This window comes from Paraburkholderia sp. EG286B, assembly GCF_040965655.1.
GTDB lineage: Bacteria > Pseudomonadota > Gammaproteobacteria > Burkholderiales > Burkholderiaceae > Paraburkholderia.
The window spans coordinates 236272-253063 of sequence record NZ_JBFRCF010000005.1 but is presented as its reverse complement, the minus strand read 5'-3'; the positions used below and the strand labels follow the sequence as shown (position 1 = coordinate 253063).

Genomic DNA, 16792 nt, shown 5'->3' with positions numbered 1-16792 from the left:
GCCCATTCCTCAATTCGATGCAACAAACTGCTCTGCGAAAATCAATTCCGGCTTCATGCCCAACTCGATCAGACGCGTGGTCGCCGCGTCGATCATCGGCTGCGGACCGCACAGATAAGCCACCGTGTTCGGATCCGTCACATCGCCTTCCTTGAGGGCCGAGACCGGCGATCCTTCATGCAGGCCTTCCGTGGCGTGGCGATCCACGCAGATGCGGGTCTTCAACGTCGGCAGCCAGTGCTGGCGTAGTTCCATGTCATCCAGCGCAAACAGCGCTTCAGGGACCGCGCAACCAAACGAGAGCAGCATCGGCGGCTTCTTGCCAGACGCCTGCCTCAGGCCGTCGATCATCGACAGGATCGGAGCCAGACCCGTTCCACCGGCAACGAAGATGTGCGGCGCACGACGATGCTCTTCACGCAGGAAGAACGCGCCATAGGGGCCCTTCATCGTCAGAACCTGGTCCACTTGCGCCTCGTTTTCGAGGAACGTGGACATCGCGCCATTGGGCAGCAGCCGGACCAGAAATTCCATCTTCGGCAGAGTCAGCGACGTAGACGACGGGCTGTAGCTGCGGAGAACACCCAGACCTGGTACCGTGATCTGCATGAACTGCCCGGACCTGAATTCGAGCCAGTTGCCTTCGGCCAGCTCGACAGTCAAACGCATGACGTTGGGCGCGATACGCTCCACGGAGTCGATGAAGACCTTCACCTCCTGGGCGACCGACGAGCCGACTTCCGAACCGTATGCGACGTTGAATGAACAATCCGATTCGGCCTTCGTCACGCAGAGCAGCCGGTTTCCTTCTGCGTATTCCGAAGCCAGGAGCGTCGAACTGGCACCGGGGATCGTCACGGCCTCTCCTTCCGCGAGCTTGCACGTGCACGACGCGCAGGCACCGGCCTTGCACTGATACAGCACGGGCACTTCGGCCTTGATTGCGGCTTCGAGAATGTTTTCACCCGACCCGGCGGCAAATGTACGGCTCACGCCATCTGCGAAGTGAATGGTTACCTGATGAGCTTGGGTCATGACTTAATCCGCAAAATAAACACTTTCAATATCCATCAAGCCAACCCAGGCGGGACCTGACGATGCCAATCACTATGACTCTGCAATACCATGCCGACCATACACAGCAGATCGTCTTGATACTTGCGGCCAATGAGTTGCCCACCGATGGGCAATCCTTGCGCGGTAAATCCGATGGGTACCGACAATGCGGGGTGTCCCGAGGCGTTGAACGGCGACGTGAACTGAATCAGGCGCCGGTTAGCCTCAGGATCCGAAGCCAAACCTGCCAACTGTTCATACGTCGGTGCCGCGTAGGGCTGCACCGGAGCCAATACGGCATCCACTTCTGTGAATACCGCATCCATCTCGCGGGTAAACTGCTGGGCATCACGAATGATGCGCTCGTAGTCCACAGCCTTCAGTTCCCGCCCTTGATCGATCAAACGGGCCAGTGCGGGACCGTATTCAGCGGCCTTGTCGGGATACGTCGCTTCATGAGCAACAGCCGTTTGAACCCCGCAGTGATGCTCCCAGTTGGAACTGGTCGCCCGTGTATCCGGAACCTTGATGCTCTTGATTTCGCCACCGGCCTCAGCAAGGATGACCTTGACCTGCTGAATCGCGCGCTGAATCACGGGATCGACGCCATCCGAAATCCACGCTTCGTCCAGGCCGATTCGCAATCCCTTGAAGCCCTTCAGGAAATTTTCGAATCGTTGCTCGTCGATGGTGGCAAGCAGTCGTTGCGTATCGTGACCACCAATGATTGCGAGAAGGAGCAGCACATCACGGGCCGAGCGAGCCATGGGGCCCACGTGATCCAGCGATGCAGCCAGTTCCATCGTGCCCTTACGGCTGATCGTGCCGTAAGTGGTTTTCAATCCAGTCAGATTGTTCGCTGCACTGGGGAACCGCACCGAGCCACCCGTATCGGAACCGAGCGTGCCGTAGCACAGACGGGCCGCAGTAGCGACACCGCAACCCGAGGAGCTCGCACCACACCAGTGTGCGGCGCCCCACGGATTAACGGGATCAGGAATCGTCGGATGGTGGATGGCAAAGGCACCTTCCGTCATTTGCAGCTTGCCCAGCATCACCGACCCTGCATCTTGCAGGCGCTGCACGACCGTCGCGTTTTCCGTGGGTACGCGCTGTGCATGGATCGGCATGCCACCGGCAGTCACGATGCCCTTGGTATCGAACAAATCTTTGACTGCAAGCGGAATACCGTGTAGGGGACTCCTTATGTCTCCGGCCTGAATCTCCTTCTCTGCTTGCTCAGCCTGCTTCAATGCCAGCTCAGGGGTGACACGGGCATAGCTATGCAATTTCGCGTCCAGTGCTTCCACGCGGGCCAGAATCGCCCTGGTGACTTCTACCGGACTGATCTTGCCGCTGCGAATCTGCAACGACAGGTCGTAGATTTCAAAATCAGGCAGGTCGCGTGGAAGGCTGCTCATGACGGATACGGGTAATAAAATTTAGTTAGGTCCAGGCCTGATGACACACAGAGACGAGAATGGAGACCGATAGGATGACGAATCGATCTCCCTCCTCGTAACCGGACATCAGGATGCTGCAAGGTGCCAAGGGGAACTGACAGGCAGCACCCCGGCGAGTGCCGATCAAGCTTTAGAACCAGACTTGATCCACAAAGTACGCCGGGCGCTTGCCATCCGCGAGATCCTTGAGGCGCGTGCTATGAGTCTTCACTGCACCGTAGACGCCCTTGCCAGGCTTCGCGATACCCCGGTTGTGGCGCGAAGCGAGCTTGCGCCACGTGACCGGAGAGATGTCGGTCGACACCAGTTGCTCGTCGTCCCAGCCCGTGCCGTCCGCGTAGAAGTGCTGCATACCTTCGCGGGCGTAGAGGTCGCAGTCGTTGAAGCCGTGCAGGCACAGTTCCTTGTACACGCGATCAAAGCGGTACTTGAACTTCTTGCGATCTTCTTCGGTCGGGCAGATGCGGACGAGCACTTCCCAGTACTCGTGCAGATCGTCCGTGATCGGAACGTACCATTCGTACTGAACGACGTGCTCTTCCGGCCAGTTTTCGACCATGAGCACACCCGGGAGGACCACCGACGTGCGATAGAAGCGACCGTTCAGGTTGTCGATCTTGAGGCCCAGTTCCTTGTTTTCCAGCACCGGTTGCCACTTGTCCGTGAACAGCCATTGCATCATGCCCTTCGGACCATTTTCGTCTTCAATGACCTGAATGCAGTCGTCCGAGACCGGCAGAATGCCCAGCGGGAGCACCCAGTCGTTCACGTGAACGATGGAGTTGTCCTTGTGAACCAGGATGTGTGCGTTGTCGAAGCCGTTTTCGCACGCGATACGCCAGTTGCCGAAGCCCGTGCGGTGCATGCCGTGCGCGACTGCGTTGTCGTCCAGGATCGATGGCGTGTCCGGCCACAGTGGGTGCGGGAAGCGCTCGTTGTTTTCCGGGAAGCGGAACGGCAGGTCATCCGACAACGGGGGAACGTCTTCGAGCGGGAAGTCGTCTTCACGAACGAACACGAAGATCATGCCCGCGACTTCCTGAACCGGGTACGTCGTGATACCGGTCGTGCCGATCAGCTTGTCCTCCGGATTGGCAACGATGGTCGAGAGCTTGCCGTCGTCCAGATTGAACGTGAAGCCGTGGTACCAGCACGTGATCGTCTCCTTGTTGAAGCACATCGGCTTCTCGGAAAGACGAATGCCACGGTGAACGCACTGGTCCTTGACTGCGTAGACCTTGCCGTCGACGCGTCGCAGCACGATGGGCACGCCGGCGATCATGATGCCCTTGATGCCCGTCTGGAGTTCTTCTTCGTTCTCGGTCGTGGTTTCCACCAGTTCCTTGCTGAACATCGCCGGATACCAGTGGTTGATGAAGCCCCAAGCTGCGTCCTTGTAGGGCTGGTATTGCGATTGCGACTTTGCATCGTTGTAGCGCGAATCGCTGATCGAATGCTGCGCTACGCGACGACGAACAACAGTTTGGTTCGACATCTGTCTGTCTCCTCAGAGGGGGCTAGCCCTTGTAAAGGGGGTAATTTTTTTGCGCACCAGGTAAGGCAGTGACCGCAGGACGAATCGTATTACCCGACCGCGTACTCGACACTCCAATGACTACGAGCCCTATCCCATCTGTGCATTCAATATGCGTTTCGAGGGTTTATCCCTACAAACACAAACGGGGCTCCTGAGAGCCCCATCTGGGTTAGCGTTTGATTTGATCAGCTATTAAATTCGTAGTCCTTTTCGTCTACGGCATGGCGAAATTCCCACGGTGAAGGACCAGCGGGGTCGCTCCATTCTCGGTTCAGCGTTGTCGAAGTAACAGGGGGGCAAGCGTTCGGATCGTCGAAAGCATTGGCGAGCCGGCGCACGATTTCCGGATTCTGGCCGCACTCGGTGAAGATCTTCAGTTGCCGCTCAGTCGGGGGGCCAGGTGCGAGTTCGCGACGCTCCCCTGCTTACCGGCTTAACGAGCTAGAGTTTCGCTAGGGGTCTCGCCAAACCAACGTTTGTAATAGGTGGTGAAGTGACCTAGATGGGCAAAACCCCACTGATACGCTACTGCCGTCACCGTTGTATTTCTTGGATCTGACTTCAACAACTGCTCACGCACGCGACTGAGCCGGATGCTCTTCAGCAGATGCATGGGTGATGTATTCCGGTACTTTCTAAAGCCTGTGTATAACGAACTGGTGCTGACCCCTACGTGCTCCGCAATGGTTCCCACCGTAATAGGCTCGTGCGCCCGCTCCTCGATGAAAATCTCTGCCTTCCTGATAAACGCCGGAGTCACGGAGCGCGACCGATCTTCGTTAAGTGCCAGACTATGATTGCTTGCTTGACTGATGAGCAGCAGCGAGCCGATCATGTGCTCGATTTGCGCCGCCAACAGCGGCGATGACGAAGGCGTACCGTCCAGGTAATCGAAGAGCCACTGCATGGTGGAAGCCCACCGTCTGCCGGCAGCGGAATCGAGCGGCATTGCAGTATCGAATTCCACCCGGGTTTGCGCATCATTGCCGAGATGCTGCCCACACAGGCGCTCCACCAAACCGCGATCAATACGGAGAATCAGCTTTTCGGTGCCCGTCGTGTGAACGATTTCATGTTGTTGCCCGGCATTAAGAATCGAACCTACCGTAGGCGATGAACTGACGGACTGATTGCCATTGGTGATATGCTCACCACCACTGAGTGGCACCTGTACTAAATAAAAATCATCAAATGTAGTCGGTCGAATCCTGAGTTCGCCGCCATAACTCATTCGGCCAATGCCGATTGATCCGTACTTTCGATACATTAGACGCGCATCGAGTTCACCGCGCACGTCAATATTTCGAAGTTCGTTTTCGCAGAATGTACGCGTGCCCCAATCTCTGGCCTGTTCTATATCCCGGGTCCGAAATAACCCGGCATCGGCTGAGGGACTAGAGTCGTCATTAGCCTCAGAATGCAACTCCTCTTTTAGTTTCATTGGCTTTATAACTCAGAAGTATTCAGCTACCGGGGATCAGGACTAGATTACTGGAGAAGTATACATTCCTTAAAACAACCCACCCATACGTGTCTCCCCTACCGGCAACGCGAACTGGCCCTGATCAATTGCGGAGGTCGAATTCGGCTGCTTGCGCAATGCTGATTTCTGAATTTTCTGTCGAGGAATTGGGTACTTTACAAAGGCGAACCGCCCTGGGAATCTTGATCGAAGCCAGCAGTGAGCGGCCGTGAGCGACGATTTCGCCGGGCGTGCGTTCCACGTGGGGTCGGAGTTCAATAAGGGCACAAGGAAACCCACCCCACTTCGGACATCGGCAGCAGTCAGAACACCCGTGCGGAACCATCCGCCAGCGACCGTCTCTTCTGGCGCCTTTTTATTCTTGTGGGCATAGACATTGGACGTGCGAACCTGGAGGTCGACCGGGGTCAGCGGGGTGTAGTTGGCATTGCAACGTTGCAATCCATCTTCATACTTGTGCATTCGCACCGTCTCCGTCTATTTTTGACTGCTCTCTTGAATGCCTTGATCGCAGTCAAGATTGTTGCACGCAGACTATTCCAACCCCACCTGGTGAACTATCCAATTCGTGCACACACTATCCCGATACTGCAAGAACCGTAGCCCCCGACTGAGTCAACGCTGAGCAAGAAGGGTCAAGGGTGAAGACTTGAATTCACAACTCGAGCTATTTCGACTCGCCGGCGCGATAGCGGTCGGCTGCCGACGCCCGAGATGGTGGGCCAGCACTGACGCCATTAACCGCAAATCTGCGACGTCTCGGGCCCGCGCATCCGATCGCCGATCCGACTCAACACCTTGCCTTCCTGACATCGCCGCTTGTCCGCTCGGACAGAATGGCGCTCGCAATGACCTGAAAGAGATGATCGGCCCGTGGCGCGAATGAGGGTTGGTCACCGAGCCAGCCGAGCGCCGACATCAGCGCGAACAGGTCGTCGCCATTCACATCGGCACGCGCGGATCCCTCGGCCTGAGCACGGAGCAGCAGGCGCTCGCCCGCTGAGTGCACCGCTGCACATGAAGCGTAAAGCGCGGAGTCCGGGGTCGCGTGGGCGCTCGCCATCATCGCGACAACGCCGCTATAGCTATGGACGAATGCCACTCCTTCGCGAAACCAGGACACGAGCGCTTCGTCAGGTGGATTCGACGTTTCGAGTTCAACTGCCTTCTGCGTCAGCGCGTCCAGATTCTCTCGCAGCAACGCTTCGAACAAGGCTTCTCGAGTCGGGAAATGACGAAACAGCGTGGCTAACCCGACGTCGGCCCGGCGGGCGATATCTCGCATGGACGCATCGGCGCCATGCTCGGTGACGACGTCCCGCGCGACTGCTAATAGATGGTCGTAATTTTTTCTGGCGTCGGCCCGCATAGTTTTCTTGACAAGTGGATCAGTGATCCGTATCTTCGGAGTCGGGATGTGGATCAGTGATCCACAAGATACAGCGGATTTGTGCAAATGGGAACAGAGACGCTGTCCGACACCACGAAAGGAGCCAATATGGGAAAGCTCGAGGGTAAGGTTGCAATCATCACCGGTGGTTCGAGCGGCATGGCGCTGGCAAGCGCCATGCGGTTCGTTGAAGAAGGCGCCTATGTTTTCATCACGGGCCGGCGGCAGGAAACGCTGGACGAAGCCGTCAAGTTGATTGGCCGGAACGTCACCGGCGTGCGCGGCGACGCCGCCAATCTCGACGATCTCGACCGCTTGTTCGATACCGTCAAGCGGGAAAAGGGCAAGATCGACGTCCTGTATGCGAGCGCCGGCTGGGGCGAAGCCGTCCCACTGGGCGAGATTACCGAGCAGCACTTCGATGCGATCTTCGACCTGAATACGCGCGGCACGCTGTTTACGGTTCAGAAGGCGTTGCCGCTGTTCAACGATGGCGGATCGATCTTCATGACCGGGTCGGTTGCTTCGGTAAAAGGATTTCCTGGTTACGGCGTGTATGCGGCGAGCAAGGCGGCGTTGCACTCATTCGCACGCACCTGGCTCAACGAGCTGAAGGGCAGGAATATCCGCGTGAACGTGCTGAGCCCGGGGCCGATCGCGACACCGATGCAGGACCAGATTCTCGACGAGGCGGCGAAACGGATGTTCGAATCCGTGATTCCGCGGGGAAAGATGGGGCGTCCCGAGGAAATTGCGACGGTCGCGCTGTTTCTTGCTTCAGACGATTCGAGCTTCGTGAATGGGGTGGAGTTGTCCGTCGACGGCGGCTTGTCGGCCATCTGAAATCGCGCCGTAAAGCTACAAGTGAGTGATCCAGATTGTGTAGATAAATATGGATTCCTGATCAATAAGCGGAATTGGATTTGATGATTGTCCAGCGGCTATTGTCACGCCCGCTCGCACTGCCTTCGCTGCAAACGGCGGGAGCGCGCCTCCGCGCATCTGGTATGGCCCGCGTCGCGCATCGCGCGCGGCGGGCCTCCAAACGCGGATAACAGTCCCGGTGACGCCGGTCGCCGCTTTGGCCGAACAGCTCGGTTTCGCGCCGATTTCGCCAGGACCGCTCAAGGACGGCGGCTCGCTTGTCCAGGCCAAGGGGAATAGCTGGGCTCAACTGATCTTCAAGGATCTCGTCAAGTTCAAATAGCTGCGCGTTGCGACAAAGTCAGATCGACCACGCGCATCGCTAAATGCGTGCTGGTGATCTGACCGAGATTCAGCTGACGCCTCCCTGGCCGCCCGCGAGTGGTTTAGTAGGCGCCACCCGTGTCGACGGTCAGGTAGAGCATGTCATGCTCGAGAATGCTGATGAAATGTTCGTCTTCCTGGATCAATTCTTCGAGGACATCGCTATTGGATAGCACGCCGATTACCTTTCCCGAATCGATGACCGGCAGATGCCGGATCCGCCTCGTATGCATCAACGCCAGGCACCGGTCACAGGTATGCTCGGGCGTGACGTAAAGCACCTCGGTGGTCATGATCTCGCCGACCTTCGTCTCTGTCGCGTTGCGCCCGGCCAGTTCGACCTTGCGCGCGTAATCGCGCTGAGACAGGATGCCGACAAGATTGCTGCTCTGCAGCACCAGCACGGTGGTGACATCCTTATCGGCCATCAGACGCAGCGCCGTCAGCACTGAGTCCGCGGGGCCAACGGAGATCACCTCCCGGGGGTTCCCGGACAGAATTTGCCGGGCGGTTTTTCGCTCCTTTTTCATGGTCGTCTCCTGTAGAAGACTGGCAGTGGCGCGCCGACGCCATCAGTCGGCTCACAACGAAAGGGTACGCTCCTTCGCGTCGCTACAGGAAGGTCTGCTGCCGGGAAAACCACGGGAGATCTCAGCGTCGAAAACGGAAACTCAAGCGCTCAGCCACTATTGCCGCGTGAGCATGAGGTTCAGGTTCTGAACCGCCGCTCCGGATGCGCCTTTGCCAAGATTATCGAAAACCGCCGACAGCAGGACGTGCCCGTGTTCCTCGTCATGAAATACGCTTAAGTGCATGTCGTTCGTGCCGTTCAGCACTTGCGGATCCAGCTGTTTTAAGGCGCTCGATTCGTGCAGCGGCAGGACTCGTACGTGAGTTGCCTCGGCATAGTGGCGTGCGAGGCATGCGTGTAGCGTGGCGCCATCCACGCCGGGTGCCAGCAGCCGCAACGCCAGCGGCACCGTCAGCACGATGCCCTGGCGGAACGCTCCGTACGCAGGGACGAAAATGGGACGCTGCGCAAGCGTGGCGTGCTGCTGGATCTCCGGCGTGTGCTTGTGCGCGAGTTCCAGGCCATAGACCTGGTATGAAGGTGCGTTGGCGGCGCCCGTCCCCTCATATTCCTCCACGCCAGCACGCCCGCGCCCGGAGTAGCCGGATACCGCATGAATGCTGATCGGGTAATCGCCCGGTATGAGCCCCGCCTGCACCAATGGTCGCAGCAGGCCAACTGCACCGGTCGGATAGCAACCAGGATTGGTGACCCGACTTGCGTTCGCAATCTGCTCAGCCTGCCCCGGCGTCATTTCCGGAAAACCGTAAGTCCAGTCCGGCTGGGTGCGGTGCGCGGAGCTAGCGTCGATCACGCGGACGTCAGGATTGACAATGGCGCCCACTGCCTCACGCGCGGCGGCATCCGGCAAACAGAGGATGGCGATGCCGCAGGCGTTGATGGCTTCTGCGCGACGCCGTGAATCTTTGCGCTCCGCGGCGGCAAGTGTGAACAGTCTGATGTCGGTCCGGTTGCGCAGCCGCTCGTGGATTTGCAGACCGGTGGTGCCTTGGTCGCCGTCGATGAAAACTACGGGAGAGCTCATACGTGGATGACTCCGCTGACTGTGGGTTGGAACAGGAAAACGAACCCGTATGTTGCGCGGACCGATAGAATAGGGAAAGTTGAATTTCATAACGCAAACATTCAGTTTTTCTGAATCTGGACGCCGTCATGCGAGAGATCAGTCTGGACCGCTTGCGCACTCTGGTCGCCGTTGCCGACCGAGGTTCATTCGCCGATGCGGCGCGTGCCTTGCACCTGGCGCCGCCAACGGTCAGCCTCCACATCGCCGAACTCGAAGACCGCATTGGGGCCCCACTCCTGTTACGCAAGCGCGGACATGTGGGGCCGACGTCTATCGGCGAGGTGCTGGTGGAGCGCGCGCGCCGACTGCTGGCCGACGCGGAGCAGGCGTTGGACGATATTCAACGCCAGGTAGAGGGGCTCGAAGGGCGTGCGCGTCTCGGCGCGTCCACAGGCGTGATCGCGCACATGCTGCCGCAGGCGCTCGATGTCCTGCGCGAGCACCAATCCGCGATCGACATTCAGATTGCAGTGCTGACGTCGCAAGAAACCTTGTCCCGGCTGGTGGATGGAACGCTGGATATCGGGCTGGTCGCGCTGCCCCAGCCCCCGGTGGCCGGACTCGTGATAAAACCCTGGCGCCGCGACCCTGTGATGGCCTTCGTGCCGGCGCATTGGCGGTCGCCGGCCCGCGTTACCCCTGAATGGCTCGCCGCCCAGCCTCTCATTCTCAATGACGCGACCACGCGTCTCTCGCGTCTGACTGCGGAGTGGTTCGCGAACGGCGGGCAGCATCCTGAGCCGCGCATTCAGCTCAACTACAACGACGCGATCAAGAGTCTGGTAGCGGCAGGTTACGGCGCAGCGCTGTTGCCCCATGAGGCCACTACGCCATTACCGGACAGTCGCATTGTCATGCGTCCGCTGCGCCCGGCGTTGTGGCGACGGCTCGGGATTGCACATCGTGCGGGGTACGTCGAGCGTTCCACGCAACACGTACTGAATGTGTTGTGGGATTTGCGATTGGCGTAGGCGTCGCCATTTGTCGCTCAGATTCCTTTTTCGCTGAAAATGCCGCTGAATGTGCGGACTACCTGGTGGCCCATACAACATCGCCGTCCACCGAATAAGTGCGGCATTCCTCGTGGCCGTTTGCACGCCGCACCAAAGCCGCTTAGAGCTGGCAATACTGCAAGACTTTCCAGCACTGCCGCATTGCGCTGCGCGCAGGATCGAAGGCACCGGAAGCCCACATGCCGCTCGTGCTGCCGATAGCGATAGCTTTAGGCGGCGGCGCCGCCAGATAGCTCGCAACGAGTGCGGTCTTCTGCCGTGCGTTGAGATAGGGAACTGCGCTGAAGTCGTTGATGCGGTCCGCCGACCATGCGGCCTGCGGCAGCGCGGCAAGCAAAACGAAAGCACTATGAAGAAAGGAAAGAGAAAGCTTTAGGCGTAGCGGCATCTATTCTTTTTTGTTTAGGGAATTCGCTGCGGGCTGCCCTTACGGCAACGCGTCGGTACGTCGTGATCTACGGCACATCACAGAAAAGACTTTAAGAATTGACCCTACATGTCCTCGATCTGCGCACGCACGGGACCCGCATGCAAGCAGACAGCTATCCCATGCATAAAAAGCTTCCGCGCACCCTGCTTGCGAACGCAACGAGACGGTGGCGGCCTCGACAACCTTCACCTGTCTGTCATCGAGTCTGGTAAATAACTGACGAAGCAATAAAGAACGATTCGCATTCTGAATATCCACGCTCGAATCATGTCATTCGATTGACATTCGAAACTGACTAAATGTTACCGGGCTGAAAGCGCCGGGATGGCGCCACTGCAATACATCCCACCTGGTCCAATCGCTGGCACGTCTCCGCAATCAGGGGCAACAGACCTGACAAATGATTCCGTTTGAATCGAATTTGGCGTTTCTGTTTTGATTATCTGGAGAGAACCAAAATGAATCGTAACGTCGTTCAAACTGCCTTAGCATTAGGATTACTGACTAGCTGTATTGCATTTGCAGCACCGCCGCAGGGCAACATGGAACTTCTGCCAACGGGCCAGTTCATCTCCCCGAGAGCCATTCCGGGCGCTGTGCAGCAGCTGCTCAACCCGCAACTCGCGGCAAAGCCGACCCAGGTCGTCAGCGGCGCCATCCGGTCGCAACTCAGCCCGGACGGTAACACGCTGGCCGTGATTACGGCGGGCTACAACACCGTCTACACGGGCGCCAGCAACAGCACGCTCGACAAGACCGACTCGACCCAGTACATCTTCATCTACGACGTGTCGGGCGCCAACAAGGCCAATCCGAAGTTCGTCCAGGCCATCCACCAGAACAACGCGTTCGATGGCCTCGTCTGGAATGGAAACCAGACCCTGTACGGCACCGGCGGCGCTGATGACGCGGTCTACGTGTACAGCCGCCCGTCGGCACTTCCGTCGGCCCAATGGTCACAGACCGCAGCCATCGCCCTGAATCACAGCAAGGGGATCGGCAACGGTGTGAAGCCGAACGCCGGTGGTCTCGCACTCTCCGGCAATGGCCGGATCCTCGTCGTTGCCAACAACTACAACGACTCGATCACCATCATCGACACGACGACGAATACGGTCACGTCGGAATATGATCTGCGCCCGTTCAACACGTCGGGCACGCAAGGCGCCGCAGGTGGCGAATACCCGTGGGCCGTTTCACTGAAATCCGACGACACCGCGTTCATCTCCTCGGTGCGGGACCGTGAAGTCGTGGTGCTGAACCTGTCGAACCCGGCCGCCCCGCAATTCATCACTCGCATCCCGGTAAAAGGCAATGCCTACGGCATGACCCTCTCGCCGGATCAGTCGAAGCTCTACGTCGCGGTGGCGAACACCGACCAGGTGGCGGTCATCAATACCGCCAGCCACCGGGTCGAGAGGACGATCGACATCGCCAGCCAGTCCGGCGACGGCGATGGCGACGATCAGGGCCACGGCAACAACAAGAAGTACAGCGGTCGCGACACGGTGAACGTGACCGTGTCACGCGACGGCAGAACCCTGTATGCGGTCAACAACGGCGACAACTCGATCGCCGTGATCTCGCTCGATGGCGACGAAGGCTACCACGTCACCGGCCTGATCCCGACCGCCTATGCGCCCAAGGACATCACGCTGAGCGCCGACGGGTCGCAGATGTACATCATCAACGGCAAGTCGAACACCGGCCCGAACCCGCTGTACACCTCGGGCACCTCGGCCCAGTACCAGTTCGGTCTCGAGCAGAGCAGCCTCGTGAGCGCACCGGTCCCGCGGGGCGATGTGCTTGCCCGGCTGACCAGCCAGGTCGCCGAAAACAATCACTACTCGGCGAGAGAGTCGGAAAGCGATCGCCAGACGATGCATTTCCTGCGTAATCACATCAAGCATGTGATCTACGTCGTCAAGGAAAATCGAACCTTCGACCAGATTCTCGGCGACCTCGGCAACGGCTCGAACGGCGATCCCTCGCTGACGATGTACGGCAAGTCCACCACGCCGAACTTCCACAATATCGCCGGCAACTTCGTCACGATCGACAACTTCACCGATCCGGGCGATGGCTCCATGGACGGCTGGTCGTGGGTGCAGCATGCGCACGTCACGCCGACCGAGGAGGTTTCGCAGCAGGAGAACTACGCTGGCGTGAGCCGCGGCATGTCGTATGAGTCCGAAGGCGCCAACCGCGGTCTGCCGGTCGGCCTCGCCACGACTGCCATGCGCGACACCGCCTCGGGCGGCGCCTATTCCACGGTTACGTCGTCGCTGCCGGGCGGCACGGCCAACGCGCTGCCGGGGATCGCCGATATCTCGGTGCCGGATGCCCCGTTCGGCTATCAGAAAGCGAGCATCTACGACGCGGTGCTGCAAGCCGGCGGTACGGTTCGCAACTACGGCGGCATGGTCAACAACACCGGCTCGATCGGCACGATCGCCAGCCCCCTCCTCACCCCGTTTGCCTCCGGCAATATTCAGGTCTACCCGCTCAAGCCGTCGCTCGTCACCCTGACGGACCCGTACTATCGCGGCTTCGATCAGGCCTATCCGGACACGTTCCGCGAACTCGAATGGAACCGCGAGTTCCAGCAGTACGTCGCGAACGGCCATCTCCCGTCGTTTGAATTCGTCCGCATGGGTTCCGATCACACCGGCAGCTACGCGCAGAACGTCGGCCAGATGGGTACCGCTGAGCAGGAGCAGGCGGACAACGACTTCGCGGTGGGCAAGCTGATCGAGACGGTCGCGCACAGCCCGTACGCGAAAAGCACGCTGATCGTGGTGGTCGAGGACGACTCGCAGGCCGGCTCCGATCACGTCGACTCGCATCGTGCTCCGGCCTATGTCGTTGGCGCGTATGTGAAGAAGAACGCCGTGGTCAGCACCGCCTACAGCCAGGTCAACGCGGTCCGTACCATGGAAGACGTGCTCGGCACCCAGCACATCGACCTGAACACGGCGTATGCGCAACCGATGGCCGACGTCTTCGACACCGGCTCGGACGGTTCGTGGACCTACACCGCCGTTGCGTCGACGATCCTGAAGGGCACGAACGTGGGCAACGTGGCGACCGGCCCAACCTCGGGCGGCAACGACGGCAACCAGTATGCACAGGGTCCGGACATTCATCCGCTGCATGACGCGACCTACTGGGCGAACGCGACGAAGGGCTTCGACTTCTCCAGGGAAGATCGCGTTCCGCCGGAAGTGTTCAACCGCGTACTGTGGGCGGGCGTGATGGGCAACAAGCCGTATCCGGAGCCGCACTCGGTCTATACGAAGCCCACGACCGATGGCGCGAAGACGGTCGCTGCCGCTGACGACGATGACGATTGAGCGAATCACGTCGTCCGGACGTTGCGTTGACGGGGGCGTGACGTCCGCTGCGCCAGGCGCACAGTAGCTGGCATCGGTGGGCGGCTGTCCTTTGGGGCAGCCGCCGCCCGCTGACATCGACGCTCTGCGCAGACGTTCGATAAAGCGAACCGCTTGAACCGGATCTACCGCATGCAGATTTCGCTGCCTTTTATTGCCGATCGCGAGCCCGCATCGCCCGACAGACTGAATGTGCGCGCAACGAGCGCCATCGTTGTCGTCGCTGCCATTCACGCGGCGCTATTCGCGGTGGTGCTGAGCGGTCGCAACGACCCTGTGCCGCCGCCCGCCGAGCCGCGCACGATCACGGCCGAACTGCTGAGTCCCGCGCCGGTTACGGCATCCGCCGTCGTCCAGTCGCCTCCTTCCCGGATCGAGCACCGTGCGACATCCTCCGACATTGCGAAGCCAAAGGCGCAGCCGCAAAATATCAGGAAAACGAATCATGTGACGACGCTGCATGAAACCATGGCCCCATCACCGCGCAGGCTTGCTGCAACCGAACCCCTGGCGACACAGTCGAGCACCACCGCCTCCTCGACACCAGCAGCACCCGCGGCCGCCGCACCGGAAGCCGCCGCATCGTCGCCCGATGCCGTCTCCGCCCGCCCGACAATCGCACTGGCCGCTCCGCAGGACATCTCGCATCTGCATTGCAGCATCGCACAGCCGCCCTACCCGGCGCTCTCGCAACGACGCGGTGAAACCGGTTCGGTGATGGTGAAATTCATCGTCGGACTGACGGGGCAGCCCGAATCCGTGGAACTGAAAAGCGGCAGCGGACACAGCCGCCTCGACGAAGCGGCGCTTGCCGCCGTGCGCGACAGCGCGTGCCAGCCGTATCTCGAGAACGGTACGCCGCGCCGCGTGCCGACGTCTGTTCCTTTCGTATTCGCCCTGAACAACTAGCGCGGACGTTTATAGGGAACCCGCCATGCAAAACTATGGTATTTCGCACTTCCTGGCTGCCGGAGACTTCGTGTCGCGCGGCATCGCGCTCGCACTGCTGGTCATGTCGGTGCTCTCATGGAGCGTGATCATCGTCAAGGGCTGGAATGTCATCCGACTCAAAAAACTGGCCGGTGACATCGATCAGACAATCGCACAACTCGATGAATTCACGGACAGGGCATTGCAATCGGAAGGCCGAGCAAGCACGGCGCGGGAAAACCCGTTTCTCGCGCTCGCGCTGGCCGGCAAGGAGGCCGCCGCTCATCATCGCAGCACGCAACCGCTTTTGCGCGAACGCATGGACGTGTCGGACTGGATAACGCGCTGTCTGAAAGACACGATGGACGAGAGTGTCGCCCAAATGCAGGGCGGTCTCTCGATCCTGGCATCGATCGGCAGCACCGCGCCGTTCATCGGGTTGCTGGGTACGGTGTGGGGCATCTATCACGCCATGCTTGCAGTCGGGGCGACAGGCGAGTCGTCGATCGATCAGGTCGCGGGCCCGGTCGGCGAAGCGCTGATCATGACGGCGTTCGGCCTCTTCGTCGCCATTCCCGCTGTGCTGGGCTACAACGCGCTGACGCGCGCCAACAAGTCGCTCGCCGGCAAGCTGAGGCGGTTTGCGCATCGGCTGCACGCGTACTTCGTGACCGGTTCGAGCCTCTCGCCGTCGGTCCACGACAGCGGCCTGCGGCTCGCGACCGGCAGCGACTGACCTCGAGATACGGCAATGGCCATAACCCCGTTTAGTGACGACGAAGACGATGGGCTGATGGGCGAAATCAACATGACGCCGCTCGTCGACGTCATGCTGGTTTTGCTGATCGTCTTCATGGTGACGATCCCTGCGCTGCGCCATGCGGTGAAAGTGGAACTGCCACACGCAAGCAGCCAGAAGGAGGACGCAAAGGCGGCGCAGGTCAATGTGTCGATCGAGGCCAATGGCACCGTGCTATGGGACGGGCAGCCAGTAGCACCCAACGCGTTGCGCACGAAGATCGCCGCGGCGGCACACGAGAAACCTCTGCCGGAACTGCGGCTTGGCGCAGATCGCAAGGTGGCCTACGAAGCGGTGGCACAGGTGATGTCCGCCGCCTATGCAGGCGGCCTGACGAAGATCGGATTCGTCACCGAGCCCAAACCATAGACCATTGCTTCGCCAACCTGCTTC

The 16792-nt window shown here is 59.6% G+C and carries 15 protein-coding genes and 1 pseudogene; 7 read left to right on the top strand and 9 right to left on the bottom strand.

What is annotated here, in order from left to right; translation table 11 throughout:
* Positions 1 to 9 precede the first annotated feature (9 nt).
* The 6 genes from AB4Y42_RS12740 to AB4Y42_RS12715 all read right to left on the bottom strand — a co-directional run bounded on the left by AB4Y42_RS12740 (position 10) and on the right by AB4Y42_RS12715 (position 6908).
* Positions 10 to 1035: an FAD-binding oxidoreductase gene (locus AB4Y42_RS12740; protein ID WP_368694368.1), complete on the bottom strand. Its 1026-nt coding sequence runs from the start codon at positions 1033 to 1035 to the stop codon at positions 10 to 12.
* 35 nt (positions 1036 to 1070) lie between these two features.
* Positions 1071 to 2477: an amidase gene (locus AB4Y42_RS12735; RefSeq protein ID WP_368694367.1), complete on the bottom strand. Its 1407-nt coding sequence runs from the start codon at positions 2475 to 2477 to the stop codon at positions 1071 to 1073.
* A 172-nt stretch (positions 2478 to 2649) separates the two neighbouring features.
* On the bottom strand, positions 2650 to 4014 hold the full coding sequence (locus AB4Y42_RS12730) for a Rieske 2Fe-2S domain-containing protein (protein ID WP_368688943.1): 1365 nt from the start codon (positions 4012 to 4014) through the stop codon (positions 2650 to 2652).
* Between the two features lie 475 nt (positions 4015 to 4489).
* Positions 4490 to 5497, bottom strand: coding sequence for an AraC family transcriptional regulator (locus AB4Y42_RS12725; protein ID WP_368694366.1), 1008 nt, complete (start codon positions 5495 to 5497; stop codon positions 4490 to 4492).
* A gap of 69 nt (positions 5498 to 5566) precedes the next feature.
* The gene (locus AB4Y42_RS12720) at positions 5567 to 6001 is read right to left on the bottom strand and encodes a hypothetical protein (RefSeq protein WP_368694365.1); all 435 of its coding nucleotides are present in this window, start codon (positions 5999 to 6001) and stop codon (positions 5567 to 5569) included.
* 328 nt (positions 6002 to 6329) lie between these two features.
* Entirely contained in the window at positions 6330 to 6908 is a 579-nt protein-coding gene (locus tag AB4Y42_RS12715) for a TetR/AcrR family transcriptional regulator (RefSeq protein ID WP_368688940.1), read from the bottom strand.
* Between the two features lie 129 nt (positions 6909 to 7037).
* On the opposite strand from AB4Y42_RS12715, the gene AB4Y42_RS12710 reads away from it, so the two are divergent.
* Together AB4Y42_RS12710 and AB4Y42_RS12705 are read left to right on the top strand one after the other, a co-directional pair.
* Positions 7038 to 7772 carry an SDR family NAD(P)-dependent oxidoreductase gene (locus tag AB4Y42_RS12710; protein ID WP_368694536.1) on the top strand — a complete coding sequence of 245 codons (735 nt, stop codon included), beginning with the start codon at positions 7038 to 7040 and terminating at the stop codon, positions 7770 to 7772.
* Between the two features lie 229 nt (positions 7773 to 8001).
* Positions 8002 to 8136: pseudogene (locus AB4Y42_RS12705) on the top strand (NADP oxidoreductase coenzyme); the annotation flags it as partial.
* A gap of 103 nt (positions 8137 to 8239) precedes the next feature.
* Here AB4Y42_RS12705 and AB4Y42_RS12700 read toward each other — a convergent pair.
* The gene (locus AB4Y42_RS12700) at positions 8240 to 8707 is read right to left on the bottom strand and encodes a CBS domain-containing protein (RefSeq protein WP_368694364.1); all 468 of its coding nucleotides are present in this window, start codon (positions 8705 to 8707) and stop codon (positions 8240 to 8242) included.
* Positions 8708 to 8863: 156 nt separating this feature from the next.
* Entirely contained in the window at positions 8864 to 9793 is a 930-nt protein-coding gene (gene argC, locus AB4Y42_RS12695; RefSeq protein WP_368694363.1) for an N-acetyl-gamma-glutamyl-phosphate reductase, read from the bottom strand.
* 128 nt (positions 9794 to 9921) lie between these two features.
* On the opposite strand from argC, the gene AB4Y42_RS12690 reads away from it, so the two are divergent.
* A complete protein-coding gene (locus AB4Y42_RS12690) occupies positions 9922 to 10806 on the top strand; it encodes a LysR family transcriptional regulator (protein ID WP_368694362.1) in 885 nt (294 codons plus the stop codon).
* A gap of 142 nt (positions 10807 to 10948) precedes the next feature.
* On the opposite strand, the gene AB4Y42_RS12685 is transcribed toward AB4Y42_RS12690, so the two are convergent.
* Positions 10949 to 11236: a hypothetical protein gene (locus AB4Y42_RS12685; RefSeq protein WP_368694361.1), complete on the bottom strand. Its 288-nt coding sequence runs from the start codon at positions 11234 to 11236 to the stop codon at positions 10949 to 10951.
* A 584-nt stretch (positions 11237 to 11820) separates the two neighbouring features.
* Here AB4Y42_RS12685 and AB4Y42_RS12680 point away from each other — a divergent pair.
* The 4 genes from AB4Y42_RS12680 to AB4Y42_RS12665 all read left to right on the top strand — a co-directional run bounded on the left by AB4Y42_RS12680 (position 11821) and on the right by AB4Y42_RS12665 (position 16768).
* On the top strand, positions 11821 to 14631 hold the full coding sequence (locus tag AB4Y42_RS12680) for a bifunctional YncE family protein/alkaline phosphatase family protein (RefSeq protein ID WP_368694360.1): 2811 nt from the start codon (positions 11821 to 11823) through the stop codon (positions 14629 to 14631).
* A 171-nt stretch (positions 14632 to 14802) separates the two neighbouring features.
* Positions 14803 to 15579 (top strand): energy transducer TonB, encoded by a 777-nt coding sequence (locus tag AB4Y42_RS12675; RefSeq protein WP_368694359.1) that lies wholly within the window; start codon positions 14803 to 14805, stop codon positions 15577 to 15579.
* A gap of 25 nt (positions 15580 to 15604) precedes the next feature.
* Positions 15605 to 16336, top strand: coding sequence for a MotA/TolQ/ExbB proton channel family protein (locus tag AB4Y42_RS12670; RefSeq protein ID WP_368694358.1), 732 nt, complete (start codon positions 15605 to 15607; stop codon positions 16334 to 16336).
* A 15-nt stretch (positions 16337 to 16351) separates the two neighbouring features.
* On the top strand, positions 16352 to 16768 hold the full coding sequence (locus AB4Y42_RS12665) for an ExbD/TolR family protein (RefSeq protein ID WP_368688931.1): 417 nt from the start codon (positions 16352 to 16354) through the stop codon (positions 16766 to 16768).
* Positions 16769 to 16792: the final 24 nt, after the last annotated feature.

Excerpts from the sequence above, each read along its gene's own strand:
- AB4Y42_RS12680 (WP_368694360.1), top strand. The coding sequence starts at position 11,821 with ATGGAACTTCTGCCAACGGGCCAGTTCATCTCCCCGAGAGCCATTCCG.
- argC (WP_368694363.1), bottom strand. The coding sequence starts at position 9,793 with ATGAGCTCTCCCGTAGTTTTCATCGACGGCGACCAAGGCACCACCGGT.
- AB4Y42_RS12735 (WP_368694367.1), bottom strand. The coding sequence starts at position 2,477 with ATGAGCAGCCTTCCACGCGACCTGCCTGATTTTGAAATCTACGACCTG.
- AB4Y42_RS12710 (WP_368694536.1), top strand. The coding sequence starts at position 7,038 with ATGGGAAAGCTCGAGGGTAAGGTTGCAATCATCACCGGTGGTTCGAGC.
- AB4Y42_RS12725 (WP_368694366.1), bottom strand. The coding sequence starts at position 5,497 with ATGAAACTAAAAGAGGAGTTGCATTCTGAGGCTAATGACGACTCTAGT.
- AB4Y42_RS12715 (WP_368688940.1), bottom strand. The coding sequence starts at position 6,908 with ATGCGGGCCGACGCCAGAAAAAATTACGACCATCTATTAGCAGTCGCG.
- AB4Y42_RS12685 (WP_368694361.1), bottom strand. The coding sequence starts at position 11,236 with ATGCCGCTACGCCTAAAGCTTTCTCTTTCCTTTCTTCATAGTGCTTTC.
- AB4Y42_RS12670 (WP_368694358.1), top strand. The coding sequence starts at position 15,605 with ATGCAAAACTATGGTATTTCGCACTTCCTGGCTGCCGGAGACTTCGTG.
- AB4Y42_RS12730 (WP_368688943.1), bottom strand. The coding sequence starts at position 4,014 with ATGTCGAACCAAACTGTTGTTCGTCGTCGCGTAGCGCAGCATTCGATC.
- AB4Y42_RS12720 (WP_368694365.1), bottom strand. The coding sequence starts at position 6,001 with ATGCACAAGTATGAAGATGGATTGCAACGTTGCAATGCCAACTACACC.
- AB4Y42_RS12740 (WP_368694368.1), bottom strand. The coding sequence starts at position 1,035 with ATGACCCAAGCTCATCAGGTAACCATTCACTTCGCAGATGGCGTGAGC.
- AB4Y42_RS12675 (WP_368694359.1), top strand. The coding sequence starts at position 14,803 with ATGCAGATTTCGCTGCCTTTTATTGCCGATCGCGAGCCCGCATCGCCC.
- AB4Y42_RS12690 (WP_368694362.1), top strand. The coding sequence starts at position 9,922 with ATGCGAGAGATCAGTCTGGACCGCTTGCGCACTCTGGTCGCCGTTGCC.
- AB4Y42_RS12700 (WP_368694364.1), bottom strand. The coding sequence starts at position 8,707 with ATGAAAAAGGAGCGAAAAACCGCCCGGCAAATTCTGTCCGGGAACCCC.
- AB4Y42_RS12665 (WP_368688931.1), top strand. The coding sequence starts at position 16,352 with ATGGCCATAACCCCGTTTAGTGACGACGAAGACGATGGGCTGATGGGC.